A 24,515-nucleotide genomic window follows, 5' to 3' on the forward strand; every position below is an offset into this window, starting at 1 on the left:
TGCAACTGTTCGCCTTGAGGCACACAACATGATGTAATAATTGTCGGTACTGCGTCAGTGCGCTGTACCGAGGTTTAAAGTAGCTTGAGTCTTATCAAAGTAAGGAGTTAAATAACCAGGTCTTCGACGACGTTGCCGCCTTCGATGTGTTCGTCCATAATGCGTTCCACATCGTCGACTGTCACCTTGCCATACCAGACGCCTTCAGGATAAACCACCACGATGGGGCCCTTGTCGCAGATCCCGAAACAGCCGGTGTTGTTTAACATTATGTCACCGGATAATTCCCGCTCGTCTATTTCTTCAAGAAATGTCTGCAGGATTTTCACTGAATCCTGTTGAAAACAATACCCCTGTTGGGTGCCGTTGATCCGGCAGCTGGTGCAGATAAAAATATGATGTTTAGGACTAACCATTTTTAAATTCCTCCTGATACATTTAATAATTCCTGAGATTTTGACAGCTCGGACCTTAAGATTTCCTGAGCTGCGGTTTTAACGGCATCTTCGATCCGGTCGTAGGTTGAGAAGACCTTGATGCCCTTGCTTTCCAGCCGTTTGGTGGGCAGGTCGCCGATGCGCATGGTGATGGCACCGTCGCAATCATTTAAGGCTTTCAGAATGGTACCGATCTTATCTTCCTTTTCGTCACATTCTTCTTCGCCGCTGCAATAATTGCCGATCACCCGTTTTTCCTTAAACCGGACCTCATCGTCAAGGTAGTCATAGATATAAAGTTCAGAGGCCTGGCCGAAATGCTGATCCACCAGCATCCCGCCTTTGGAGGTGATTGCAAAGCGCAATCCCTTTGGCGCTGCCAGTACCACGGCTTTGCTTTTGGCTTCATTTTCCCGGAAATCCAGGGAGATGTCGCTGTCCAGTTTGCCGATGGCATCGGCCCGACATTGTTTGCAGTGATACATTTGTTTCAAGTGAACCCCGCACTTATCGCGAATCGCATTGATTTCGTGGTTGGTGGCAATTTGCAGACCTTCAAAGGCGGAGCCTTTCACTGGAATTAGGGGCATTACATTGGAGATAAAGCAGCCCATATCTTTTACCGTTTTGACTACTTCTTCAATGTGCGTATCATTGATTCCCATCAGGGTGACGGTATTGATTTTGACGATTACGCCCTCATCGATCAGGAGTTTGATCCCGGAAAGCTGGTTGGCCAACAGAATGGAAGCCCCGGCTTCGCCATGGTAGCGGTTCCCCATAAAATCCACATGTTTGTAGATTTTGGCGCCAATGGCCGGATCAACCGCATTGACCGTGACCGTGATGTGTGAAACCCCCAGACTAGCCAGCTCTTTGGCATAGTAGGGAAGCATCAAGCCATTGGTGGAAACGCAGAAGGTAACATTGGGGTCATATTCATGGATCAGGGTCAGGGCTTTTCGGGTCTCGTCAAAGTTTGCCAGGGCATCTCCGGGGCCGGCAATCCCGACAACGGTGAGGTTAGGCACTTTTTCTTTAACCAGTTTGTATTTTTCAAAAGCGGCTTCCGGGGAAAGAATTTCGGTAGTTACCCCGGGTCGGCTCTCATTGGGGCAATCAAATTTACGGACACAGTAATTACACTGGATATTGCATTTAGGGGCGATGGGGAGGTGCATCCGGGCGTTTTTCTGGGAGGCACCACAGCTATAGCAGGGATGGTTGGCGGTTTTTTCTTCAATGGTCTGCGCCTGAGGGGTCAGTGGGTCAGTTGCTTTTTTGTTTTCCAGCACTTTCATTTTTGCCTCCGTTTCTGGCTCCAATCCGTATTTGGATTTGGGGCCTTCATTATAGTAGGTGTTGTACAGGGTTTCCCGGAATCCGCCTTCCACCGCTTTAAGAATGGTATTGGTGATCTGATCCAGGAGCACCTGGGAGCCTTCGTAGCCCAAGGTTCGAACCCGCTGGCCACCGACGCGGTCGTGGATCGGAAAGGCACAGCGGATCAAGGGAATCCCGTGTTTTTCTTCAATCCGGCGGCCGTCGGAATTTCCCAACATCAGGTTGGCACCCAAACGGATCGCTTCTTCTTCAATGGTTTCAAAGTCCACATCATTTAAGATCACGTAGTTATCAACAAAAAGCACATCGGCCAGTTTGGAAAGTTCGGCTTCGATTTTTTCTTTGAGCTGGGGACAATTGGAACCAGTGGCGGCGATCACTGGCATCGCGCCATTTTCACAACAGAGCCGGACCGCTGAAACGACAAAATCCGGTTCGCCGAAGATGGCGATACGACCCAAGGCATTGTATTTATGGGAGTCGACCATGCCATCAAGATAACGCCCTCTTGCTTTGACGATTTTTTCAGGAACGGTCTTTTTTGACAGTTCGGACAAGAGGTCCATTAAGGCATCGGTATCTCGGAGTCCCATCGGCAGGTTCAGCCGTTTGTAGGGGACGCCATAGTTTTCGTAGAGGTAAACCCCCGGGGATTCGTCAGGCTTGATGGTGTCGGATATTTCGATGGTAGCTCGGGCTCCGGCCATTTTCTGGATTTCGGAAATCGGGGTACCATGCATCGGCAGCCGATAATAAGAACTCTGGTGGACGCCGTCGAGGTTTTCAGAAAGATCCGGAAGGAGGATATACTCCAGCCCAAACTGATCCAGCACATCTTTTAAATAGCGGGTATCCGCCGGGGAAACCATGGTTGTGATAATGTTGATCTTATCATGTTTGGTGGGATCCATCTCGACATGGGAGACAATCGCTCGGAGTGCCCGGGTAAAGCCTTCAAATTGGGTGCCGCCGTAACCAGCGGATTTCACCGGGATAATTGTCACCTTTTCATCAGGATGAGAGGCGTAAAAATTTTTGATGATAAACTCAATGTCTTCGCCAATGGTTTCGGCCAGGCAAGTGGTGGAAACGCCGATGACTTCGGGCTGATATAACTTGATCAGATTTTCCAGACCGATGATCAGGTTTTTCTCGCCGCCGTAGACAGTGCCTTCTTCGGTAAGGGAAGAGGAGGCGATGTCCACCGGTTCATTGTAATGGGTGGCCATGTGGCGGCGGATATAGGTGCTGCACCCCTGGGAACCATGGAGGATGTTCATACATTTTTGAATGCCGTAGAAGGCATTGGCGGTTCCCATCGGCATACACATTTTACAAGGATTAACATTTAAGTTGACTAAATTTTTAGACATTTTTGATACCTCCTTGGGATATGATTTCCCAGACAGGACTGTTCATCGACAGGTTGATTTCTGAGGCAAAGTTGAGGGTGCCTTCGTAGCCCGCCAGGGGATGCTTGCGTTCATGGTTGTGATCGCAGAAGGCTACTCCCAGCTTATAGGCCAACGGCCGTTCCTTGACGCCGCCTACTAATATATCGGCTCCCATTTCCTTCATAAAGGCTTCCAGTTCGGCCGGATTGGCATCGTCTAAAATGACGGCGTCTTCGTCGACCAGATGCTGGATGACTTCGTAATCGTCCTTGCTCCCGGTTTGGGTGCCCACCATCACGGTGTTCATGCCAAATTCGTGAAACTGGCGGATTAGGGAGATTGCTTTAAAGCCGCCGCCCACATAGATGGCGGCTTTTTTTCCTTCAAGATTTTTTTTGTATTTATCTAAAAGAGGGATGACTCTGTTTTTTTCTTCTTCAATAAAGGCTTTGGCGCGCTTTATAACTTCTTTATCACCGACGGCATAGGCAATCCGCATCAGTGAATCGGAGGTGTCGGTGACGCCGAAAAAGCTGACTTTGATAAAAGGAATATCAAAAACCTCTTCCATCTGTTTGGCCAGATAGGTCATCGAGCCGGCACATTGAACCAGATTGAGTTGGGCTGCAGGGGCTTGTTTCAGGTCCTCGACTTTGGCATCGCCGGTAATATTGGCAACTACTTCCACGCCGATCCGTCTTAAATAATTTTTGATGATCCACATTTCCCCGGCCAGGTTAAAGTCGCCGAGAATGTTGACACCGGCAGTTTTGGCCGGTAAAAATTCGGGGGTGATCAGGCTCATAATGGCGTTGCAGGCCATTTTATAGCCGGTTTTCTTGGTTCCTGAAAATCCCGGGGATTTAACGGCGATGACCCGGATGCCGTATTTTGCTTCAGCGTTGCGACAGACTGCGTCGATATCGTCACCGATGACGCCGACAATACAGGTGGCATAAATAAAAATGACTTTGGGGGCATGACTGGCCATGATTTCATCAATGGCGGCCACCAGTTTTTTTTCGCCGCCAAAAATCACATCAGTTTCCCGCAGATCGGTGGAATAAGAGTTACGGTAGCCTTCTTCATCGCTGGATAAACTGCCGCGGATATCCCAGGTATAACTGGCACATCCAATCGGGCCATGAACAAGATGGAAGGCATCGGTGATGGGATTTAAAACAACCCGGGCACCACAGTAAACACAGGCCCGCTGACTGACTGCCCCAGAGACACTTGCTGACTCACACTTGATGCCGTCGCCGCTGCATTCCGAAAAACGGATCGACTGGGCTCTTTCTGGTAAAATTGCCGCATCATTTTTCATTGTACAGCCTCCTTTCAAATAAAGGGGAGGAAAACCTCCCCTGGTGGATGTTCTAATTTACCGTACCGACCAATTGTTAATCAGTTGTATGCGCGCAATTCGTACAGGCTATCGCCATGTTCGCCTTGAGGCACACAACACGATATAACAATTGTCGGTACTACGTTAGCTTTTAAAAGTCAAGCTTTTCCTAAACTACATTACCATTTCCAGATCTTCGTCTTCGCAGTCACGATCCTGACGGTCCATGAGAGCGTTGAGGATCAGTTCAGCCAGTCGGATGGCACCTTTGTAACCAACGATCGGCATGTAAGAGTGAACGTAACGGTCGATGATCGGGAAACCAACGCGAACCAGTGGGATGTCTTCGGCGCGGGCGACTTGCTTGCCATGGGTGCCGCCGATTAATAAGTCTACCGGATCATTTTTAATCCATTGGTGCAGTTCAAATAAGTCACCGGCTTGTTTGGCTGTACAGCCTTCGACGCCGAATTTTTCAAGTAATGCCGCGGCTTTTCGGTCAAAAGCGGCTCCGGGGGTACCGGTTACCATGTATTTAGGGATCATCCCCATTTCCAGGGCGATTTGAGCCATCCCCAAAACAGTGTCCGGATCGCCGAAAATAGCGACGGTTTTGTTGTGGGTATATTGATGTGAATCCAACAGGATATCCATTAACTGGCCCCGTTCCTCTTCAATTTCATAAGGCACTTCATTTTTAGAAAACTGGTTCAGCGCCATAATAAACGCATCGGTATTTTCCACGCCAATTGGTAGCGGCAGCGTTTTATAAGGAACCTTGCATTTCTTTTCCAGAAAATCAGCCGGAAATTCTGAGGTCAGTTCGCCTAAGCCCAGGGTCATTTCACAGTTGCCCAGATCGCGGATGTCAGGAATGGTGGTGCCGCCCTTGGGATACATGGTGTAGGTACCGGTCATTGGGGCATCTAAAACGCCGCTGGTATCTGGCAGCATAATGAACTCAGTGCCCATCAGCTTCATCAATCGTTTCATTTCCCGCATGTCGCCAGGATTAACAAATCCCGGGAAGAGGGCCAGTTTACCATTTTTTTCGCCAGTGGCCATGGATAGATATTTAATAAATCCGGAAATCATGTTATAATAACCGGTAATATGTGAACCAACATAACTTGGCGTATTGGTGTGAACGACCAATTTGCCTTCGGGTACTTTTGCATCCTGGATGTAACCGTTAAGGTCATCCCCGATGGTTTCACTTAAACAGGTGGTATGAACCGCGATGATTTCAGGGTCGTAAATATCAAAAATGTTTTTAATCGCCGTTTTCAGATTGGAGCCGCCGCCGAATACGGATGCGCCTTCGGTAAATGAACTGGAAGAAGCAATGGCGGGATCTTTAAAATGCCGGGTTAAAAACATTCGATGAAATGAACAGCATCCTTGCGAGCCATGGCTGTGGGGCATACATTGGTGAACACCCAGGGCTGCGTACATGGCGCCGACAGGTTGACATGTTTTTATCGGATTGATCCGTAGGGTGGATCGGTCCGATACTTTTTTTGGGGTTAATTCTAACATTATTCCATACCTCCTAAGCTGCCAACTAACGTGGGCTCACTTTTCCAGGGGGCCTGAACCATATTCCAGACCGGGGTGTAAGTGGCCATTGTAATGTCTTTGGCGAAATTTAATGCTCCTCTGAAGCCAGCATAGGGACCGCTGTAATCATAGGAATGTAGTTGTCGTGAGGGAACACCTGATTTTTGTACAATAAATTTGTCTTTAATCCCCGAGAAGAAAATATCAGGTTTTAACAGTTTTAAAAATTCTTCAGTTTCAAAATGGTTGAAGTCATCCGTGATGATAGCTCCTTCGGAAATGTCAGACCATAAGCCGTCATATTTTTCCAGCGGAACACCGGCTGCTTTCAATGCTTCAAGTTTTTCTGGACTATGGAAGGTTTTGTAGTTTGCTTCGTCCTTGGTGACCGTAATACTTTCAATATTTTTAGAATCGGCATCGATTTTAATACTGGGAATCACATCCCGACCTTCGTAGTCGTCACGATGTCCAAATTCATAACCGGCCAGGACAACATCGACACCCAGGTATTTTAATAAATTGATGTAATGATGGGTACGTGATCCGCCGACATAGACAGCGGCTTTTTTGCCATCCAGTTTTGATTTGTAATAAGCCATGCCTTCTTCGATTTCGTCCAGTTCTTCGGCAATAACCGCTTCGGTGCGGGCTAATAATTCCGGGTCGCCGAAGTAGGTGGCAATATCCATCAAGGATTTTTTAATACTTTCGAGACCGATAAAATTAACCTTGATCCAGTCCATTCCGTATTTGGTTTTCATCATTTCGGCAATATAGTTGATCGAACGGTGGCATTGAACCAGGTTCAGATCGGCGGTGTGGGCGTTTTTCATATGATCGTAGCTACCATCACCGGTCATCACAGAAACAACATGATAGCCAATTCGTTTTAAGATCCGTTCAACTTCCCAGCCATCACCACCGATATTGTATTCACCTAAAAGGTTGACTGAATATTTAACCGGTTCGGCATCGCCGGTACCGATGATGTATTTCATCAGACCATTGTTGGCAATATGGTGACCGCCGGATTGGCTGACACCCTTATATCCTTCACAGCTGAACGCCAATACTTTTATACCGTATTGTTTTTCAGCTTCAGCGGCAATAGCGTGGATATCATCACCAATAAGTCCAACTGGACAGGTGGAGCTGATCATGATACATTCCGGGTTGAAGATTTCAACGGCTTCTTTAATGGCTTGTCGTAATTTCTTTTCACCACCGAAGACGATGTCGGTTTCCTGCATGTCAGTGGAAAAGCTGTATTGGGTAAAATCTTTGGTATTTTCATCACCCTTAGCTTTATTTCGTCGGGTGCCCCAGGTGTAGTAGGCACAGCCGATGGGGCCGTGAACGATGTTCACAACATCTTTTAAGGGTCCGATAACAACCCCTTTACAACCAGCGTAGCAGCAACCACGATTGGTCATAATCCCGGGAATCGCCCGGGTATCGGCTGCGATGACTTGCGGTTCGCCGCCGTCAATTTCAATGACGTGTTCTTTTCGGTTTTTATATATTTTAGAGCTATATTTATCGAGTACCTTATCTCTTGAATCCATTCAAATCACCTCTTTCTAAAATGCATCCGCATTTTTTTCGCCACTTCGTACCCGAATGGACTCTTCAATTGGGATGACGAAAATTTTACCATCGCCAGGGTTTCCGGTTTGATTGTTGTCAATAATAATCGAGACAACCTTGCTGACATCTTCATCGTTACAAATCACGGTAAAAAACCGCTTCGGAATTAAACGGGATGATTCTGTTAATGCTTCACCAACGGTTGAGACGGGCATTTCCCCGGCATCAACAATATCCTGGATAATGGATAAATCTATGGTTTTCTTGCCGCGACCAAGCACCTTTAAACAGGTAAAAGCAGGAAAGCCTTCATTGACTAGGGCTTCTTTGGTCTGGTTCACTTTATTCTGCCGAATAATCGCCATAACTTCTTTCATATCAATTCCTCCTTTTACAGGCCGGTTGTTCCAGTACTGATTGTATAAGCTTCTTCTACAGGAGAAATGAAAATACGACCATCTCCAAAAGTACCATCCTTGCCAGTTTTTGCATTTTTCATAATTATTTTACAAACATCGTCTTTGTCTTCGTCTTTAACAATACAGAGGAGCATCACTTTGGGGATTTCATCATAATAAACGTCCCCAACTTTGATTCCTTTTTGTTTCCCCCGTCCATATACATCCAGTTTTGTTACGGCTGAAAATCCAGCGGATAACATTTCGGATAAAACAACTCCTGTTTTTTCAGGTCTGATAATTGCGCGTACCATTAACATATAGTCAACCTACCTTTCGTGATTCAAATCTAAATTAAATTCTAAATTATATATCCATTAAGCCATGTTCCATCAACAGCTCTTCCAAACGATCCTGGTGCATTGGGGTGGGAACCACAAACATCTGATTGCCATCAACAGCGGCGGCCAGATTACGGTATTCCTGAGCCTGAACAGCGGTATCATCAAATTCGAGAACGGTTTTCTTATTGATTTCAGCTCGTTGAACCATGTTGTCCCGGGGTACAAAGTAGATCATCTGGCTGCCCAGTTCTTTGGCAAAGGCGTCAACCAGTTCTCTTTCACCATCAACATTACGACTGTTACAGATGATTCCGCCTAAACGAACGCCGCCGCTTGAAGCGTATTTCTGAACCCCTTTGGCAATGTTGTTGGCAGCATATAGAGCCATCATTTCGCCCGATGCGACAATGTAGATTTCCTGAGCTTTACCTTCGCGGATTGGCATCGCGAAACCACCACAGACAACGTCACCTAATACATCGTAGAAGACATAATCCAGATCTTCGGTGTAGGCACCTAATTGTTCCAGCATCCCGATGGAAGTGATAATCCCGCGACCGGCGCAGCCAACCCCTGGTTCAGGTCCGCCTGATTCCACACATTGAATGCCTCGGAATCCTGGCTTCAGGATGGCATCCAGTTCAATTTCTTCACCTTCTTCGCGAAGGGTATCCAATACGGTTTTTTGTGCCAGACCACCAAGCAACAATCGGGTTGAATCCGCTTTTGGATCACATCCAACTACCATGATGTTTTTGTCCATTAAACCAAGTCCTGCGGTGAGGTTTTGAGTTGTGGTAGATTTACCAATACCACCTTTACCATAAATAGCGATTTGTCTCATAATCGTTCCTCCTGAGTGTGAAAAATTTTAAGATCCAATGCAAGTTTTTCGGCAAAAAGTAAAGAAGTCTTTGCCTTTCACAACAGTGTAAAAGGTAAGACTTCCTTGTCTAAAAAACTTATTTTGTTTTGCATAAACGAAAAGATCTTAATCGGCTGCATTAATTAAGCAGCAAATTAAGACCTCTTTGTCTAAAGTGGGTAGGATGTGAAGGAAACAAAAAAGGTCTCAGCACTTACCCAATTGTAAGGAGCTGAGACCACATTGTCTTCGTCAAATCCGTATTGCATTGTTTTCTATGGGCTTATTATCCATGGAATGGGGGAATAAGTCAAGCTGCTTCGGTTGTAAACCCTTTTCAAAGTGAAATGGGTTTAAGAATTGGAATGGGGCGTGACCGTTTTTTTAGACCAAAACCGGGATTGTACTTTAGTTAACTGCTGTGTTTTTCATCTGAAAGGCGGGGTGAAATCATTTTCACAGTTTTACAATGTTTTTGAGTTGGACTGGCTTTTTCTTGTTTAAATAAAACTTAAGTAATTCTTAAGTCGTTGGCTGATCCGAGGGGATCAACCGCAGCTAGAGCAGGAAGAACAGTCGCCGCAGGACTTCTTCATCGGATCATGAACTAGAATGGCCCGAACGGTGGCGTTTTTTAAATCCACCGTTACAATATCATCCTGAATGATTTCCATTTTATCATCGCTAAAGACGATGGTCATTGGTTCGGGAACCAGTATTTCCGGATCCAAAGTGCCTGGTTTCATCAGCGGCTGGACGAACTGCTTCCCTTCCGGTGCGGTGATCATCAATCCGTTATTGCCAGTAATCAGGGATCGGATCACTCCAGCGGGGGAATAGTTCACTGAATTTTCGTCACAATTAATGCCATGGGCATTGCTGTCATAGGCGATCACAATCCCGATCGGGGTCACAATGGGTTCCGGCAGGGCGGGCTCAAAACTTTTCAATTTGCCATTTTCATATAAAGAGAAACCGTAGCGCACCTTCACCAGCCCATCGGGACTATTGATTTCGATGGTTTCCTGAGGCCACATGGTCAGACTCTTCAGAGCGCCACTTTCATAAAAGCAGAGGCTCACGACCTTGGCGGAAAAGGCCCCCACCGCCAGATCAAAGGCGGTTGGTTTAGCCAAAGTGAATTCGTCATTCTCGGTCCAGTAGCCGTTGATCCGGCCGTTTAAGGGGAACAAACGGTGGATCCGGCCGTTTTCATAAAAGCTGATCCGCTCGGCGGACAGGGCTCCCAGGGAGGTGATCACCTCGGTAGCGGTTTCCAGATCGATGCTTTTAATCTGGCCGCTTTTGAAAAATTCCAGGGCCAGTCCCTCCCGATTTCTCAGGTTTGAAGGGCCATAGTTGGGAACCAGAATGCCCACAGGGGTATTGATGGTATTGGGTTCGTCGAAGGCACAGCCTTTGGGTGAACCGTCGGTATAGGTTTCTAAAAAGGTTATCCCGGTGAGGGGGCCATATTTTTCAGTTTGGCAGGTTGACATGATGCGCTCCTTTTATTCACAGCCAGCATGGGTGATGACCACATGTTTGGTGGAATTATTTTTATTTTCGATCCGGTATTGCATTTTCATTGCCGCTAATTGGTGTTCGAACCATGGTGGGATATGGTCACAGACCACTTCCAGAGCGTAAAAGGGGGTTTCTTTTAAAAAGGGTAGCAGGGCCATTTTTGAACTCATTTCCGGGTGCTTTTTCTGCACCTGGGTTAAATCAAAGCGGTAATAACCAGGGACATCGGTTTCTTCTGGAGTCTGGGCCAGCAGACTGGCATCTTCTTTAGCTTCCCCGTCCTGACTGATCAGATCGGCCTGGATGGCATCCAGTAATTCCAGATCAAAGTCTTCGGATTCGCAGATAATAAAGCCTGAACGGTCAAAAACCTGATAAGGAATACCGATGATCGCTTTGGCGATGATGATCCGGCAGTCATTGAAGGCGCCCAACATCTGACTGATGTTTTCCCGGATTGAAGCTAATCCGCCCGACAGATCACAGCTAAAGGGAATCGGATCGGATTTGCCCCAGCCATCGTCGGTTTTGGTATAGAAGACAAAATTGGTCATCTCATCGAACCGGGCAATCCGATGGGTATCATCACAAAAAACAGCCATTACATTTACATTTTCTTTCATTTGTTCACCTCATTGAATCGAATCATTACGGATTATTGATTTAAAACAGAACTGTTTAAAATTAGTTGTAGTATAGCACAGAAATAAAAAAGTGCGACTGAATTAACACTAATTCGCTGAAAAAACGATTGCAGAAATTTGGTGGTTTAAGAATAACGACTGGTAGTCTGGGAACGAGAAGTGGCAAAAGCGGATAAAAAAAACCCCTGAGAAATCAGGGGGCGTGAACCAACAGAAAGGGACGGGACTATTGCTGATCATCGTCGTTGAATTGGTCTTCCAGTTTTTTCTGGCGTTTTTTTACCAGAGTGCCAGTGACGAACAGGGCGACAAAGATCAGGGCAAACAGCATGGCAAAGATAAAAGCCGTTAGAGCGCCCAGCGCCAGCAGATTGTCTTTTAAATAAGCGTTGTTCATGGACATCGTAATGGCATAAATTACCGCAAAGGCTCCGGAGCCGATGAGGCTGTAGATCAGGTAGTTTTTGGTGGTGGGTTTGCTGTAAAAATCCCATTGTCCTTTTTTATAACAGCCCACCATGACCCCACCGCAGCTGATCATAAAGACGGTCCATTCAAAACCCCACTGGCTGAAGGGGGCATTGAGAAACATCGACTGAACAATGATGCTGCCCAGCAGCAGCCAGAAAACAATCCAAAAACACACATGCTCTATCTTATACAGCTCCAGTTCCTGGCGCTCATCTACTACTTTTTTAAATTTTTTCATTGTCGTTTTCCTCCCAAAATAAATCATTTAAAGTTTTTCCCAGCGCTCTACAGATGGCAATGCACAACTGTAAAGAAGGGTTAAATTTACCGGCTTCAATCATGCCGATGGTTTGTCTGGTGACGCCGACCCGTTTGGCCAACTCTTCCTGGGAAATATCTTTCTCGGCCCTGGCCACCTTTAATTTTATATTTTTCATCTGATCACTCCTTACATTGCATATAGTACAGTATAAGATATAAAATGTCAAGTATATGTTGCATAATGGTAAATATAAAAAGCAGACAACGGTTGTCTGCCGGTTAGGGAAAGGGCTTTTGGGGGGGCGGCTGGCCGCACCGATCAATCGTAAATCAGCGGTACGATTCCCCTAAAATAAAAATGACAATTGCTGGCTGCCGTGTTCCAGTTTGTAGCGGGCGACGATGTCTTCCATTTTGTAAAGCAGGCCCTGGCGTTGACACTCCCGGGTGAAGGTAGTCCAGAGACTTTTAGCCTGGGGGCTGGCGCAGCTGTAGGCGTTGCCGAAGCTGCGGAGATATTCTTTTTTGATACCCGGAAAATGGGCATCCAGCTGGTCGTAAAAATAAAGGCGCTGGGAATCCCGGAGGGTCACCCCGAAGGCGGGATATATAAAGCGGGCGCCATGTTCGGCGGCGGCAGCGACAATGCCCTTGATGTTTGCCGGGGTATCATTAATAAAGGGGAGAATCGGCATCAGTAGCACGCCGGCAAAGACACCGCGGTCGCTCAGCTCTTTGATGGCGGCAAAGCGGTTTGAACTGGGAGCGACTCGGGGCTCAATGATTTTGGCCAGCTGATCGTCGGCACAGGTAATTGTGATTTTGACAATTACTGGCGATCGTTGCTGGATGGCGGCGAGCAGATCGCTATCCCGGGTCACCAGGGGGCTTTTAGTGGCAATGGCCACTCCAAAACCATAGCGTTTGAAAAGTTCCAGCGCCTGTCTGGTCAGTTGATGCTGTTTCTCCATGGGATTATAGGGATCACTCATCGCGCCGGTGCCGACAACACCTTTTAAACTCTTGCGTCTCAGGTTATCCTCCAGAATGTTCAGGGCGTTAGCTTTAGCCCGGACCTGGTCAAAGGCTTCAATCCCATAACAGTCACTGCGGCTGTCGCAGTAAATACAGCCATGGGAGCAGCCGCGGTAGATATTCATATTATAGTCGGTGCCGAACCAGAAATTATTTTTGGTCCGGGCCAACATATTTTTAGCCGGTATGGTTTCCATAAGGTCCCTTTCTTAAGCGAACTTTCAGCGCACAATTAAGCCTAATAACTTGGCCAGTTCGGCGGCCTGGTAGGTGGAGACAATGGCACCGTTTAATGCTTCGATGGAGACAATCAGGCCGTCGATCTGGCTGCTGGTGAAGTCCAGCCCTTTCAGTGGTGTTTTGAAAAAACTGGCGGCTTCGAAGTTGACTTCATCCAGCTGGATCTGTCCTAACTTGCACTCGGAAAAAGTGGTATGACTGAAATCGCACAGGGAAATTTCCAGGGCTTTGAGTTTGGCTTTGCTGAAATTGGCGTACTGGAAATTACTGTCGGAAAAGCAGATGTTCTCCAATTGAGCCTGGTGAAAATCAACCCCTACCATTTTGCAGGAAATGAATTCACAGCGATTAAAATAACCGTCGGTAAAGTCGTTATTGGATAGATTGCAGGACTTAAAACGGAGGTCTCGACAATCTGCTTTTTCAAAGCGGCAGTCGGTTAACTCACAGTTTTCAAAAACGGATCCCCGGAAGGACAGGTAAGAAAAATCAAGGCCCGTCAGGGTCAAGTCCTTAAAATGTTTATTTTCCATATCTATTTCTTCCTTCCGGGACCAGGCCATCAGCGATGGCAAATCCTCAGTGAACTCCAGATCAGGGGGGATGTTTGGTTTTGAGCGTTTCATAAAGCCTCCGATATAGTGATGTATTTATGATCAGTTTAACATGATTTTTAAAAACTGTACAATTAAATAGGCTTCAGATATTTGCATTTTTTATTGATAAAGTTTATAATTTTCAGCAGAGTCATTGTGATAATACGAACAAACAGGAGAAAAAATGGAAACATCTCAGCGCATCCAAAAAATGGGTGAACCTGCCCTATTAAAATACTATCCGCTGGTGAGCGAAGCTCAGAAAAAGGGGAAAAAGGTTTATTTTTTAAACATCGGCCAGCCGGATATCAAAACCCCGGTCGGCTTTTTAGACAGTGTCAACTGTATTGATCAGGAAGTCTTATCCTATCAGGCCCCGGAAGGCATCATTGAGCTTCGTGAAGCGGCCTGCGATTATTACCAACGGCTGGGCCTGGATTACGACATCGGCGACCTCTTTGTCACCAACGGTGGCAGTGAAGCATTGCTGTTTACTTTTATCGGGATCTGCAATGCCGGGGATGAAATCCTCACCGCCGAACCGCTTTACAGTATTTATAAGGAAATGGCTGCCGCTACTGACGTCAGCCTGGTTGGTTTTAAAACCTATGCCGAAGATGGCTTTGCTCTGCCCGATGCAGCGGTGATTGAAGCCGCGATTACCCCGCGAACCCGAGCCCTGTTAATGACCAATCCCGGGAATCCCACCGGCAAGGTCTTTTCTAAGGAAGAAATCGAGGTGATGGTGAAACTGGCCATCAAACACAATCTCTATCTGATTTCGGATGAGGTCTACCGGGAGTTTGTCTACGACAGCCAGGATTATTTGAGTCCGGCCCAGTATCGGGAACTGGATCAGCATTTTATCCTGATTGACAGTATTTCTAAGCGTTACAGCGCCTGTGGAGCCCGGATCGGCTTTATTGTGTCCAAAAATAAAAGCCTGATGAATCAGCTCAAAAAGTTGGTTCAGATGCGGTTGTCGGTCTCAACGGTCGATCAGATCGGGGCAGTTTCGCTGCTGAAACTGGATGGCCATTTTTTTGACGGAGTCTTAAAGGAATATACCAGCCGGCGCGAGATCGTTTATGCAGCCCTGCAGGAAATTCCCGGTGTCATCTGCAAAGAACCCCGGGGCGCCTTTTACTTTATGGCCAAGCTGCCGATCAAAGAAGCCTGCCATTTCATCGAATGGCTGATCAACGAGTTTGATTATCAGGGTGAAACGGTGCTCTTATCCCCGGCCAATGATTTTTATTTAAACCCTCAGGACGGCGCCGATGAGGTTCGCATCGCCTATGTATTAAATGGTGATGATATGAAAAAAAGTATGGAAATTCTAAAACATGGCCTGGCTGCCTATGCCCAAGCTTTTCCGGAGCTGTGTAAATAACTTATAAACCGTAGCTTGAAATTATTAATTAATAAAACAACAAGGAGAACAAATTGAAAATTAAGTCAGTACAGAAAGGTCAGGATTATCTTGGCTTTTTATTTATAAAGTCGCAGATGACCAAAACCGCCACCAATGGCAGCCGCTATTTTAACATGGTGTTGAACGATGCCGATTTTGACGAAATTGATGGCAAAAAATGGGACGTCAAACCGGAGGATGAGGAAATCTTCACCAATGGCAAACTGGTCAAAATTAAAGGTAAAGTCCAGGAATTCAACAGCCGGCTGCAGTTGATTGTCGAAAAAATGCGGCTGGCCGACGAGTCCGATGAGGTGAGTATCAATGATTTTATTGAAACGGTGCCGGTGGATATCGACGAAATGCTCGGCTATATCAATGATACCATTGATGATTTTGCCAATGCCGACATCGCTGCCATTACTAAAAAAATATTTGGTGACCAGACCGCGACCCTGAGTTATTTTCCGGCGGCCAAAAAGCACCATCATGCCATCAAGGGCGGACTGCTCTACCATACCTATTCGATGCTCCGAATCGGCAAAGGGTTGGTAGCGATTTACCCCTTTATCAACCGGGATCTACTTTATGCTGGCATCATTCTCCACGATATCGGCAAAATCAATGAAATGGTCTCTGACGAAAACGGATCAGTTTCTGATTATACCCCGGAGGGCAAATTGCTGGGACACATCACCCAGGAAATTGTTGAACTGGAACTGGTGGGGCAGTCGCTGGGCACCGACCCTGAGGTCTTGATGATGCTCAAACATATGATTCTATCCCATCATTACCAGCCGGAATTCGGCAGTCCCAAACGGCCGATGTTCCCGGAAGCTGAGCTACTCCACCATATTGACATGATCGACGCCCGGATGTACACGATGGAACAGGCTCTGAACCGGGTGGAACCGGGCACCTTTACTGAACCTAACTGGAGTCTTGATGGCATCAGTCTGTTTCGCCGCAGTTTTGAATAGGAGCTTCTAATGAGCCTTGTTTATCAGGAAAAAAAGCGGGTAACCTGTTACGAATCCGATTCGACCGAAAAAATGCTGCCCACCACCGCCATGAACTATTTTCAGGAAGCTTCCACCAACCAGGGCAATCAGTTGGGACTGGGTGGGGACTATCTAAAAGCCAATAATCTGGCCTGGTTTCTGGTTAAATACCATGTTCGCTTTAATGACTATCCCCGCTATCAGGATGAGGTGACGGTGACAACCAGGGCCACCGGGATGGAAAAATTCTGCGCCACCAGGCGCTTCACGATCGAAGACGGGGCCGGAACCGAAAAAGTAATCGCTGATACTCAGTGGCTGCTGATCAATCGGGAGACCGAAAAGATGGAGCGCATCGACGACCATCCGGAGATGGCGGCTTATCAGTGTTTTGAAAAAGGAGAACCGATCTTTAAAAAAATTTCGAAAATCACTCGCATTGATCTGGAAAAATCCTTTTCGGTTCGATTTCTGGATATTGATTTCAATAAACACGTTAATCATGTCAAATATCTGGCCTGGGCCATCGAGGTCTTGCCTCTGGAAGTGGTTAAAACCATGGTGTTGTCGGAAGCCAAGATTGTCTACAAGGCCCAGTGCTTTTATGGGGATCAGGTCCGGGCCTTGGCCGAACAGCTGGCCGAAAAGCACTACCGAATTGATATTGTTAATCAGGACGATACCGTTATGTGTCAGCTGGAGCTGACCTTGACATAAAAAAAATGCCTTCGCCTCAATTTTGGCGGAGGCTTTTTAATTTGTCGAAAAAGTTAATGGGATTAAATAGTAAATAAATATTATTTTACAAATGATATAATAAAACGCTTTCAAAGAAAATAAAACGGGGTATTTGTAAAAAAATTGGTATAAAATTGAAAAACAAATCTAATAATAGAAATAAAATATACAAAAATCAAGAAAATGATGAGTAAAAAGCATCTAGAGTAAAAAATGATACAAAACTAACAAAGGGAATCAGGAATCAGTCGAAAATAATAGTAAAATTTTATCATAACTATTGTTTGATTTTTATCATAGAATAGGTTAAACTTACATTAGTTGTTAAATATTTATCAAAGTATTGGAGGAAAAAAATGGGATTTAAATCAGATATTGAGATTGCACAAGAGGCTACACCACAGGATATTCGTGAGATAGCAAAGAAATTGGGTTTAACAGAAGACGATCTGGACTTATACGGCAAGTATAAAGCAAAGGTTGACTACAATCTGTTAAAGAAAAAATCAGACAAAAAAGCACGTTTAATCCTGACTACCGCCATCAATCCAACACCAGCCGGTGAAGGAAAGACCACAACAACCATCGGGGTTGCAGATGGTTTGGCAAAATTGGGAAAAAATACCCTTGTTGCATTAAGAGAACCTTCCTTAGGACCAGTTTTTGGTGTTAAAGGTGGCGCTGCCGGCGGCGGATACGCTCAGGTTATTCCAATGGAAGATATCAACCTTCATTTTACCGGAGACTTTCATGCCATTGGCGCAGCTAACAACTTATTAGCCGCAATGCTGGATAATCACATCAAACAAGGCAATGAATTAGGAATTGACCCTAAAAAAATCACCTGGAGACGCTGCGTTGACATGAATGACCGTCAATTACGAAATATCGTTGATGGTCTGGGAACATCAGGCGATGGCTTCACCCGTGAAGATGGATTTGACATCACCGTTGCTTCCGAAGTAATGGCAGCCTTCTGTCTAGCCTCTGATATCGTTGATTTAAAAGAACGATGCGGACGCATCATTGTTGGCTACAGTTTTAAAGGCGACCCCATCACCGCCGCGCAATTAAAAGCAAACGGTGCCATGGCCGCATTACTAAAAGATGCCTTAAAACCAAACCTGGTTCAAACATTAGAAGGAACACCAGCCTTTATTCATGGTGGACCATTTGCTAATATCGCCCACGGTTGTAACTCAGTAATTGCTACCCGTATGGCCATGCATTTTGCTGACTATGTAGTAACCGAAGGTGGATTCGGCGCTGACCTTGGAGCCGAAAAATTCCTGGATATCAAATGCCGTATGGCCAATCTGAAACCAGATGCCGTAATTATCGTAGCAACCGTTCGTGCGTTAAAACACAACGGCGGCGTAGCCAAAGCTGACTTAAACGAAGAAAACCTGGTTGCCCTGAAAGCCGGTCTGCCAAACTTATTAAAACATGTTGAAAACATCACCCAGGTATTTAAATTACCAGCAGTGGTTGCCATCAACGAATTCCCACTCGATACCGAAGCAGAACTCGCGCTGGTTCGTGAAGAATGTAATAAATTAGGCGTTAACGTTGCCATTTCCCAGGTATGGGCAAAAGGCGGAGAAGGCGGAAAAGAACTGGCTCAAGAAGTAATCCGTCTGATCGACGAAAGCGAAGGAACCTTCGAATTCTGTTACGAAGACGACATGACCATCAAAGAAAAAATTGAAGCCATTGCGACCCGTATTTACGGTGCAGACGGCGTAAACTTTACACCAATTGCCGAAAAACAGATCGAAAACATAACCAAACTGGGCTTTGATAAGGTGCCAATTTGTATGGCCAAAACCCAATATTCATTAACCGACGATGCCAAAGTATTTGGTCGACCAACCGGTTTCAGAATTACCGTTCGTTCATGTAATATTTCAGCCGGTGCCGGATTTATTGTTGCACTGACCGGAGATATCATGAAAATGCCTGGTCTGCCAAAAGTACCAGCAGCCGAAAAAATTGATGTTGATGAAAATGGCGTAATTTCTGGTTTATTCTAGAACTGGAAGCCTGAAAAACTTGCTTTAAGAAGGATTGGTTCTGCAGTTCTTCCTCCAAACAATGAATCGATATAATCATAAAACCCTCGCTGATTTTCAGCGAGGGTTTTATTGCAGTTAGTTTTAATATTGTTTTTCCTTGATCAGACCTTTACGGTAGGCAGTGATCAGCATTTCCAGGTCTTCCACCTGGGTCATGATGGCTTTGCCGGTATCGGTGTCCCGAACCCTTTTTCGCTCGGTGGTTTTTTCTACTACCATCAGGGTGGACTTGATGTCAACCCCATCGGAAATAGCCTTTTCTACCGATTCAAAGGGGTCGTGGCTGATCAGAATCAGTCCGTAGGAATTGTAGGTCAGGGTGTAACCGGCAATACCGGTAGTTTTCTGATAAGCCCGGGCAAAGCCGCCGTCGATGACCAGCTGTTTTCCTTTGGCCCGGATCGGGCTTTCCCCGGAGGTGGCTTTAACCGGAATGTGGCCGTTGATCAGGTGGCCCTGGTCAGGGTCAACCCCGAATTCCACCAGAATTTTACGGGCCAGCTCTTCATCATCGTCGATCAGCAGATAAAATGGCGCATGGTACTCTTTATGGGGTGTTTTGTCATCAATGAAATAACGCTCAAAGGTGGCCATTTTGTCTTTGCCGAACAGGGGTGAATCTTCATGGCACCACAGGAACCAGAGAAAATCGGTTTGGGTGGGGTTTTCCTCGATGTCGCTTTTACCGAAATAGGCTTCCCGGGCCATCTGGTCGAACTTATCCATCAGGTTTTTTCCGGCGTAGGTTTTTCCGGCGATTTCTTTTTCCTTAAAACTGCCATCGTCGTTTATCAACACGCAGGCATGAAAGAGCAGGTTGTCATTGAAGACCTTGTACATGCTACCTTTGGCATACATAAAACGGATATGTTTTTGCAGCTTTTCGCTGTGCAGAAAAGCGTAAACCAGGCGATCCATTACCAGCCTTTCTTCCTCGGTCAGGACACAGGGGTCGGCCGGATCCAGGGTTGGGAAGTTGGTGTCGTTAAGCTGGTAAACAACCCCCTCGACATTCACCGTACCGTTGTCAAAATCAATTCGGCGCAGCAGCTGTCGCTTGGACATATTATACTCAGGGTGCTGGTCGATCATGCATTCTTCCAACTTGAACTGGATCATCGCAATGGCTTTGTGCATCTTGGCCATCAGGGCGGTTTCCTGGTCGGAGACGGTATGACTGTCAGAAATTTTCGGGGCAAATTTGGTGCAGGGATCGTTGCTGTATTCCCGGTTGGCAAAGGAAGCCAGGGGTAGCAGATTGATACCATAGCCGTTTTCCAGCACATCCATGTTGGCGTAACGCAGGGCAATTCGGACGGCATTGGCAATGCAGGCGGCATTGCCGGCAGCGGCGCCCATCCAGAGAATATCGTGGTTGCCCCACTGCATGTCCAGAGAATGATGGCGCATCAGGGTATCCATGACCTCATCGGGTCCGGCACCCCGGTCATAGACATCACCAATGATATGCAGGTGATCAATGGTCAGCCGTTTGATAACCCCGGAAATCTCCACAATAAAGTGTTGCGCTCGCTCCAGTTTAACCAGGCTTTCAATGATCTCCTGATAGTATTCCCGTTTGTTAAAGCGGTGTTCATCCTCCTGCAGCAACTCTTCCATAATGTAGGCAAAGTCTTTGGGTAAGGCTTTGCGGACCTTGGAACGGGTGTATTTTGAGGCTGCGGCACGGCAGACCTTCACGAGGCGGTAAATAGTCAGCTTGTACCAGTTGTCCAGGGATTCCCGGCTCCGTTCCTTTTTTATCAGATCTATTTTTTCTTCGGGATAGTAAATAAGAGTGGATAACTCTTCCAGTTCTTCAAAGGCAATGGTGTTTCCCAGTTCTTGGTGGACCTTGCGTTTAATAGCTCCGGAAGCGTTTTGCATGACATGGTTGAAGGCTTCGTGTTCACCGTGTATGTCAGTGAGAAAATGCTCAGTTCCCTTGGGGAGATTCAGAATCGCTTTCAGATTGACCACCTCGCCGACGGCGCTGGTAATATTGGGAAAGCTTTGCGAAAGGAGTTCCAGGTATTTCTGATTTTCTTGAAGTTGCGTTTTTGTATAACCGTTCATATCGACCTCTATCTTTAAAATTCGAATCATAAATGCAAATGTTTTCGTCCTGATTATACACTTGAAAGCATTAAAAAGCCATTAAAAAATATCTGGACCAGCTAAAGACAAAAGCATGATTCCGTGATAAAATGAAAAGCATGAGCAAACAAACCTGACCCGGAAAAAACCGGGCGATTTACTACAAAATCTTAGTTTAAAACGAACAGGTGGAATAGATGGAGACAAAAATTATTGCTGCGGTTGAAGCAATTGACGAAAAACGGGCAATGGCACTGGTGGCGGCAGAACTTGAAACAGGAAAAGACAAAAAAGACATCGCAAATCAGCTTAATTTTGCCCTACAGCGGGTGGCAGTCCGCTATGAAGAAGGGGAATATTACATTGCCGACCTGATTATGGCCGGGGAACTGGTATCCAATCTGCTGAGCATGATGGGCATGGACAGCACCCAACTGATCGACGGCAGAAGCCTGGGCAAGATCGCGGTTGGCACAGTTTTTGACGATATCCACGATGTCGGCAAGAACATCTTTATCAGCATGCTTCGGGCTGAAGGGTTTGAGGTTATCGATATGGGTACCGATGTCTCCACCGAACGGTTTATCGAAGTTATTCGCAAAGAAAAACCGGCGATCCTGGGAATCAGCGGAATTCTCACATCGGTGGTGGAAAACATCAAAGAAGTCATCGATGAAATCGTTGCCCAGGGACTCCGGGACGAGGTGAAAATCATTCTGGGGGGCGCCCTGGCGGGAACGGACTATGCAAAATATGTGGGAGCCGATGACTACTCCAGCGATGCCATCCAAGGGGTTAATATCTGCAAGCAATGGCTTTTGCAATGAATGGGTGATGGAGAATGAGAAAAATTCTATATCTTGATATCGTCAATGACATCAAAGGAAAAATCGAAAAGGGCATCCTAAAGCCTGGGGATCTGCTGCCTTCAGAAAATGAAATGTCTGAGCAGTTTGACGTCAGTCGGACCACCCTGCGCAAGAGTCTGGCACTGCTGGTCAATGAAAAATACATTTACACCATTCCCGGCAAGGGGAATTATGTCTGCGAACCCTCGGCTAACCAATATCAGTTTTATTTTGACGAAATCGATAGCCTAAAAGGTGAGGTTGAAGAGGTCAAGCTGGTCAGCGTGGGGGTCATTACCCCGGGGCGGAAATTGATGCGGGAACTTAAAATCGGTTCTTTTGAAAAGGTGATTAAAATTCAGAAGGCGACAAAAATCAAAGATGAAGTTATTCAGTATTCAACCATCTTTTTACCCTACCAGAAGGGCAACCCGATTGTGGAAGATGTGATAAACTTTGCCAATTTTCATGGCTTTATGGAAAAGGGAAAACTCCAGTTTCAGCATAAAAAAATTCTCAACATCGATATTGTCCATCCGCCACTGGAGGTCCGGGAAAACCTGGACATTGATCATGATGACTGTTGTTTTCTGGTATCACAGAATATTATCTCGATGGAAGACAACATGCCCATCAGTTACAATGAGTTTTATATCAAGCGTAATTACTTTACCCTGACAGCGGAAACTACCTTTTAAAAACAACATCCTAAAATTTTATCAGGCGCAGATAAAAATTCAAAGGAAGATAAAACTGATAATAATAGCATTAACAGCTCCCTGGCAGTAAGCCTCCCATCGAGATGGGAGGTGCCGAACCCGGGGATTTTTTTATGAAAAATAGAAATGCTGTTTTAATCGGTTGAATTTCGGTTAAAATAAAATAAAAGCCATTTGCATTAAATCTGCAAATGGCTTTGTTATCTTATATATGGTGATCCCGAATGGACTTGAACCATCGACCCCTACCATGTCAAGGTAGTGCTCTGCCAGCTGAGCTACGAGATCACTTTTACTGCTTGATCATTTTACATGAATCTTTGCAAAAAGTAAAGTCTTTTTTAAAAACTGTTAGGGAAGTTTTTGGGGCAAACCGCTGAAATTTGTTAAGAAAAGTGAATATACTGAATAAGCGTGGCGAAAAATTTAGACTTCGAATAGTGTTTTTAGATAGAGAAGTGTATAATAAAAGAACAGTGTTATACAATGTCCATCATCAGGGATTATGACAGGGTCGAGTAACAATTAATAATCTGCAAAGAGAAGGAGAACGAAGATGAAACCGTGTGAAAAATGGGATGAACTGATTGATAAAACAATTGAACCAATGCCAGGAACATCCCGGGATTTTAAACAGGAATGGGATGCGGTCCGATATTTTGTTGGAGAGACGATGTTTGCCATGCGTGGTGAAAATAAAGAAGGAGACTCATTGTTGACCGTCAAGTTGCCCATTGGCGATGGTGAAATTCTCCGTTCCCGGTATTCGGATATTATTCCCGGATATTATATGAACAAACAGCATTGGAATTCGATTAAGCTTGACGGTGAAGTACCGGAGAAGGTGCTGGTTGATTGCATTCAATTGGCGCATCACACTGTATTTATAAAATTGTCCAAAAAGAAACAGCGCGAGATTGAGGATAGTATTCACGTTGCGGGAGAATAATGGGATCAGATATTAGTGACGAGACTAGGAGTCGGCCCAGCGAGAACAAGTTTTTGAAAGAAAATCCCCTGCATAAGAAGAGACGATGAATTCACTCTGACGAAAGGCGACCTCTGCAGCGGTAGCGCCGGTCAAAATAAAGTGTTGACAAAGTCCGAAGTAAGATATATTATATGAATATCGATACATATGATTATTAAATCATATGTATAAAGGGGGATAATAAATGACCGTCATAGAAATACTTAAGATTTTGTCGGATAACAATCGTTTGCGAATTCTGAATCTGCTTTATGTCCAGGAGCTTTGCGTGTGTGAGTTGGAATACCTACTGGGGATTTCTCAATCCAATTTATCAAAACACCTCCGGTTAATGAGTGATGCCGGGTTTCTGGAAAACCGCCGGGAGAATAAATTTGCTTATTATAAAATTAATCAGGCAGTTTTAACAGCACATCCTTTTATCACCGCAATCTTTGAAACTGAATTGAAACGGGAAGATTTTCTCGTGGACGAATTAAATAAACTGGGAAATTATAAGACCAGCGAATTGACCTGCCATCAGATTACCGCCTTAATCGGCTAAAAGAAATCGGCAAAAAACAGTTAAACCCTGCCCA

The 24,515-nt window shown here is 45.6% G+C and carries 23 protein-coding genes and 1 tRNA gene; 8 read left to right on the plus strand and 16 right to left on the minus strand.

From position 1 onward, the window contains the following. Window positions 1–107 precede the first annotated feature (107 nt). The 14 genes from Q7J41_RS06895 to Q7J41_RS06960 form a co-directional block, all read right to left on the minus strand. The gene (locus Q7J41_RS06895) at window positions 108–416 is read right to left on the minus strand and encodes a 2Fe-2S ferredoxin (protein WP_304886505.1); all 309 of its coding nucleotides are present in this window, start codon (window positions 414–416) and stop codon (window positions 108–110) included. Window positions 417–418: 2 nt separating this feature from the next. After that, window positions 419–3,154 (minus strand): nitrogenase cofactor biosynthesis protein NifB, encoded by a 2,736-nt coding sequence (nifB, locus tag Q7J41_RS06900; RefSeq protein ID WP_304886507.1) that lies wholly within the window; start codon window positions 3,152–3,154, stop codon window positions 419–421. Continuing rightward, window positions 3,147–4,502: a nitrogenase iron-molybdenum cofactor biosynthesis protein NifE gene (gene nifE, locus Q7J41_RS06905; RefSeq protein ID WP_304886509.1), complete on the minus strand. Its 1,356-nt coding sequence runs from the start codon at window positions 4,500–4,502 to the stop codon at window positions 3,147–3,149. The genes nifB and nifE overlap by 8 nt, the downstream gene beginning before the upstream one ends. A gap of 195 nt (window positions 4,503–4,697) precedes the next feature. Then, window positions 4,698–6,062, minus strand: a complete 1,365-nt coding sequence (locus tag Q7J41_RS06910) for a nitrogenase component 1 (RefSeq protein WP_304886511.1) — start codon at window positions 6,060–6,062, stop codon at window positions 4,698–4,700. Further along, on the minus strand, window positions 6,062–7,651 hold the full coding sequence (gene nifD / locus Q7J41_RS06915; RefSeq protein WP_304886513.1) for a nitrogenase molybdenum-iron protein alpha chain: 1,590 nt from the start codon (window positions 7,649–7,651) through the stop codon (window positions 6,062–6,064). Before nifD ends, Q7J41_RS06910 begins: the two co-directional genes overlap by 1 nt. Window positions 7,652–7,666: 15 nt before the next feature. Next, window positions 7,667–8,050: a P-II family nitrogen regulator gene (locus Q7J41_RS06920; protein WP_304886515.1), complete on the minus strand. Its 384-nt coding sequence runs from the start codon at window positions 8,048–8,050 to the stop codon at window positions 7,667–7,669. Window positions 8,051–8,064: 14 nt separating this feature from the next. Beyond that, window positions 8,065–8,391, minus strand: coding sequence for a P-II family nitrogen regulator (locus Q7J41_RS06925; RefSeq protein WP_304886517.1), 327 nt, complete (start codon window positions 8,389–8,391; stop codon window positions 8,065–8,067). Between the two features lie 46 nt (window positions 8,392–8,437). Next, window positions 8,438–9,259, minus strand: a complete 822-nt coding sequence (nifH, locus tag Q7J41_RS06930; RefSeq protein WP_304886519.1) for a nitrogenase iron protein — start codon at window positions 9,257–9,259, stop codon at window positions 8,438–8,440. Between the two features lie 569 nt (window positions 9,260–9,828). Then, window positions 9,829–10,779 carry a hypothetical protein gene (locus Q7J41_RS06935; RefSeq protein ID WP_304886521.1) on the minus strand — a complete coding sequence of 317 codons (951 nt, stop codon included), beginning with the start codon at window positions 10,777–10,779 and terminating at the stop codon, window positions 9,829–9,831. Window positions 10,780–10,791: 12 nt separating this feature from the next. Continuing rightward, the gene (locus Q7J41_RS06940; protein ID WP_304886523.1) at window positions 10,792–11,430 is read right to left on the minus strand and encodes a Fe-only nitrogenase accessory AnfO family protein; all 639 of its coding nucleotides are present in this window, start codon (window positions 11,428–11,430) and stop codon (window positions 10,792–10,794) included. Window positions 11,431–11,677: 247 nt separating this feature from the next. Then, a complete protein-coding gene (locus Q7J41_RS06945; RefSeq protein ID WP_304886525.1) occupies window positions 11,678–12,160 on the minus strand; it encodes a DUF6773 family protein in 483 nt (160 codons plus the stop codon). After that, complete coding sequence (locus Q7J41_RS06950) at window positions 12,147–12,359, minus strand: helix-turn-helix transcriptional regulator (RefSeq protein WP_304886527.1); 213 nt, start codon at window positions 12,357–12,359, stop codon at window positions 12,147–12,149. Before Q7J41_RS06950 ends, Q7J41_RS06945 begins: the two co-directional genes overlap by 14 nt. 171 nt (window positions 12,360–12,530) lie before the next feature. Beyond that, complete coding sequence (locus Q7J41_RS06955) at window positions 12,531–13,415, minus strand: radical SAM protein (protein WP_304886529.1); 885 nt, start codon at window positions 13,413–13,415, stop codon at window positions 12,531–12,533. 24 nt (window positions 13,416–13,439) lie between these two features. Further along, window positions 13,440–14,084 carry a pentapeptide repeat-containing protein gene (locus tag Q7J41_RS06960; protein WP_304886531.1) on the minus strand — a complete coding sequence of 215 codons (645 nt, stop codon included), beginning with the start codon at window positions 14,082–14,084 and terminating at the stop codon, window positions 13,440–13,442. A 154-nt stretch (window positions 14,085–14,238) separates the two neighbouring features. Here Q7J41_RS06960 and Q7J41_RS06965 point away from each other — a divergent pair, with 154 nt between their 5' ends. The 4 genes from Q7J41_RS06965 to Q7J41_RS06980 all read left to right on the plus strand — a co-directional run bounded on the left by Q7J41_RS06965 (window position 14,239) and on the right by Q7J41_RS06980 (window position 19,240). Further along, window positions 14,239–15,447, plus strand: coding sequence for a pyridoxal phosphate-dependent aminotransferase (locus tag Q7J41_RS06965; protein ID WP_304886533.1), 1,209 nt, complete (start codon window positions 14,239–14,241; stop codon window positions 15,445–15,447). Between the two features lie 53 nt (window positions 15,448–15,500). Next, window positions 15,501–16,448 (plus strand): 3'-5' exoribonuclease YhaM family protein, encoded by a 948-nt coding sequence (locus tag Q7J41_RS06970; RefSeq protein WP_304886535.1) that lies wholly within the window; start codon window positions 15,501–15,503, stop codon window positions 16,446–16,448. Window positions 16,449–16,457: 9 nt separating this feature from the next. After that, on the plus strand, window positions 16,458–17,186 hold the full coding sequence (locus Q7J41_RS06975; protein ID WP_304886538.1) for an acyl-[acyl-carrier-protein] thioesterase: 729 nt from the start codon (window positions 16,458–16,460) through the stop codon (window positions 17,184–17,186). 377 nt (window positions 17,187–17,563) lie between these two features. After that, window positions 17,564–19,240: a formate--tetrahydrofolate ligase gene (locus tag Q7J41_RS06980; protein WP_304886540.1), complete on the plus strand. Its 1,677-nt coding sequence runs from the start codon at window positions 17,564–17,566 to the stop codon at window positions 19,238–19,240. 123 nt (window positions 19,241–19,363) lie between these two features. Here Q7J41_RS06980 and Q7J41_RS06985 read toward each other — a convergent pair whose 3' ends face one another. After that, the gene (locus Q7J41_RS06985) at window positions 19,364–21,358 is read right to left on the minus strand and encodes a fructose-1,6-bisphosphatase (RefSeq protein ID WP_304886542.1); all 1,995 of its coding nucleotides are present in this window, start codon (window positions 21,356–21,358) and stop codon (window positions 19,364–19,366) included. Window positions 21,359–21,576: 218 nt separating this feature from the next. Between Q7J41_RS06985 and Q7J41_RS06990 the strand changes: the two genes are divergently transcribed. Both Q7J41_RS06990 and Q7J41_RS06995 read left to right on the plus strand, forming a co-directional pair. Beyond that, window positions 21,577–22,206 carry a B12-binding domain-containing protein gene (locus Q7J41_RS06990; RefSeq protein ID WP_304886544.1) on the plus strand — a complete coding sequence of 210 codons (630 nt, stop codon included), beginning with the start codon at window positions 21,577–21,579 and terminating at the stop codon, window positions 22,204–22,206. 14 nt (window positions 22,207–22,220) lie between these two features. Further along, a complete protein-coding gene (locus tag Q7J41_RS06995) occupies window positions 22,221–22,925 on the plus strand; it encodes a GntR family transcriptional regulator (RefSeq protein ID WP_304886546.1) in 705 nt (234 codons plus the stop codon). A gap of 233 nt (window positions 22,926–23,158) precedes the next feature. Here the strand turns inward: Q7J41_RS06995 and Q7J41_RS07000 are convergent. Continuing rightward, window positions 23,159–23,234 (minus strand) — tRNA-Val (locus Q7J41_RS07000). 268 nt (window positions 23,235–23,502) lie between these two features. Between Q7J41_RS07000 and Q7J41_RS07005 the strand changes: the two genes are divergently transcribed. Together Q7J41_RS07005 and Q7J41_RS07010 are read left to right on the plus strand one after the other, a co-directional pair. Further along, window positions 23,503–23,895 (plus strand): MmcQ/YjbR family DNA-binding protein, encoded by a 393-nt coding sequence (locus Q7J41_RS07005; protein WP_304886548.1) that lies wholly within the window; start codon window positions 23,503–23,505, stop codon window positions 23,893–23,895. A gap of 226 nt (window positions 23,896–24,121) precedes the next feature. After that, window positions 24,122–24,481 carry a metalloregulator ArsR/SmtB family transcription factor gene (locus Q7J41_RS07010; RefSeq protein ID WP_304886550.1) on the plus strand — a complete coding sequence of 120 codons (360 nt, stop codon included), beginning with the start codon at window positions 24,122–24,124 and terminating at the stop codon, window positions 24,479–24,481. The last annotated feature ends 34 nt before the right edge of the window (window positions 24,482–24,515 follow it).

It is taken from the genome of Acetobacterium sp. (assembly GCF_030652775.1).
Lineage (GTDB): Bacteria > Bacillota > Clostridia > Eubacteriales > Eubacteriaceae > Acetobacterium.

Excerpts from the sequence above, each read along its gene's own strand:
- Q7J41_RS06990 (WP_304886544.1), top strand. The coding sequence starts at position 21,577 with ATGGAGACAAAAATTATTGCTGCGGTTGAAGCAATTGACGAAAAACGG.
- nifD (WP_304886513.1), bottom strand. The coding sequence starts at position 7,651 with ATGGATTCAAGAGATAAGGTACTCGATAAATATAGCTCTAAAATATAT.
- Q7J41_RS06980 (WP_304886540.1), top strand. The coding sequence starts at position 17,564 with ATGGGATTTAAATCAGATATTGAGATTGCACAAGAGGCTACACCACAG.
- Q7J41_RS06940 (WP_304886523.1), bottom strand. The coding sequence starts at position 11,430 with ATGAAAGAAAATGTAAATGTAATGGCTGTTTTTTGTGATGATACCCAT.
- Q7J41_RS06935 (WP_304886521.1), bottom strand. The coding sequence starts at position 10,779 with ATGTCAACCTGCCAAACTGAAAAATATGGCCCCCTCACCGGGATAACC.
- Q7J41_RS06965 (WP_304886533.1), top strand. The coding sequence starts at position 14,239 with ATGGAAACATCTCAGCGCATCCAAAAAATGGGTGAACCTGCCCTATTA.
- Q7J41_RS06985 (WP_304886542.1), bottom strand. The coding sequence starts at position 21,358 with ATGAACGGTTATACAAAAACGCAACTTCAAGAAAATCAGAAATACCTG.
- Q7J41_RS06955 (WP_304886529.1), bottom strand. The coding sequence starts at position 13,415 with ATGGAAACCATACCGGCTAAAAATATGTTGGCCCGGACCAAAAATAAT.
- Q7J41_RS07005 (WP_304886548.1), top strand. The coding sequence starts at position 23,503 with ATGAAACCGTGTGAAAAATGGGATGAACTGATTGATAAAACAATTGAA.
- nifH (WP_304886519.1), bottom strand. The coding sequence starts at position 9,259 with ATGAGACAAATCGCTATTTATGGTAAAGGTGGTATTGGTAAATCTACC.
- Q7J41_RS06960 (WP_304886531.1), bottom strand. The coding sequence starts at position 14,084 with ATGAAACGCTCAAAACCAAACATCCCCCCTGATCTGGAGTTCACTGAG.
- Q7J41_RS06910 (WP_304886511.1), bottom strand. The coding sequence starts at position 6,062 with ATGTTAGAATTAACCCCAAAAAAAGTATCGGACCGATCCACCCTACGG.
- Q7J41_RS06920 (WP_304886515.1), bottom strand. The coding sequence starts at position 8,050 with ATGAAAGAAGTTATGGCGATTATTCGGCAGAATAAAGTGAACCAGACC.
- Q7J41_RS06950 (WP_304886527.1), bottom strand. The coding sequence starts at position 12,359 with ATGAAAAATATAAAATTAAAGGTGGCCAGGGCCGAGAAAGATATTTCC.
- Q7J41_RS06925 (WP_304886517.1), bottom strand. The coding sequence starts at position 8,391 with ATGTTAATGGTACGCGCAATTATCAGACCTGAAAAAACAGGAGTTGTT.
- nifE (WP_304886509.1), bottom strand. The coding sequence starts at position 4,502 with ATGAAAAATGATGCGGCAATTTTACCAGAAAGAGCCCAGTCGATCCGT.
- nifB (WP_304886507.1), bottom strand. The coding sequence starts at position 3,154 with ATGTCTAAAAATTTAGTCAACTTAAATGTTAATCCTTGTAAAATGTGT.
- Q7J41_RS07010 (WP_304886550.1), top strand. The coding sequence starts at position 24,122 with ATGACCGTCATAGAAATACTTAAGATTTTGTCGGATAACAATCGTTTG.
- Q7J41_RS06975 (WP_304886538.1), top strand. The coding sequence starts at position 16,458 with ATGAGCCTTGTTTATCAGGAAAAAAAGCGGGTAACCTGTTACGAATCC.
- Q7J41_RS06995 (WP_304886546.1), top strand. The coding sequence starts at position 22,221 with ATGAGAAAAATTCTATATCTTGATATCGTCAATGACATCAAAGGAAAA.
- Q7J41_RS06895 (WP_304886505.1), bottom strand. The coding sequence starts at position 416 with ATGGTTAGTCCTAAACATCATATTTTTATCTGCACCAGCTGCCGGATC.
- Q7J41_RS06945 (WP_304886525.1), bottom strand. The coding sequence starts at position 12,160 with ATGAAAAAATTTAAAAAAGTAGTAGATGAGCGCCAGGAACTGGAGCTG.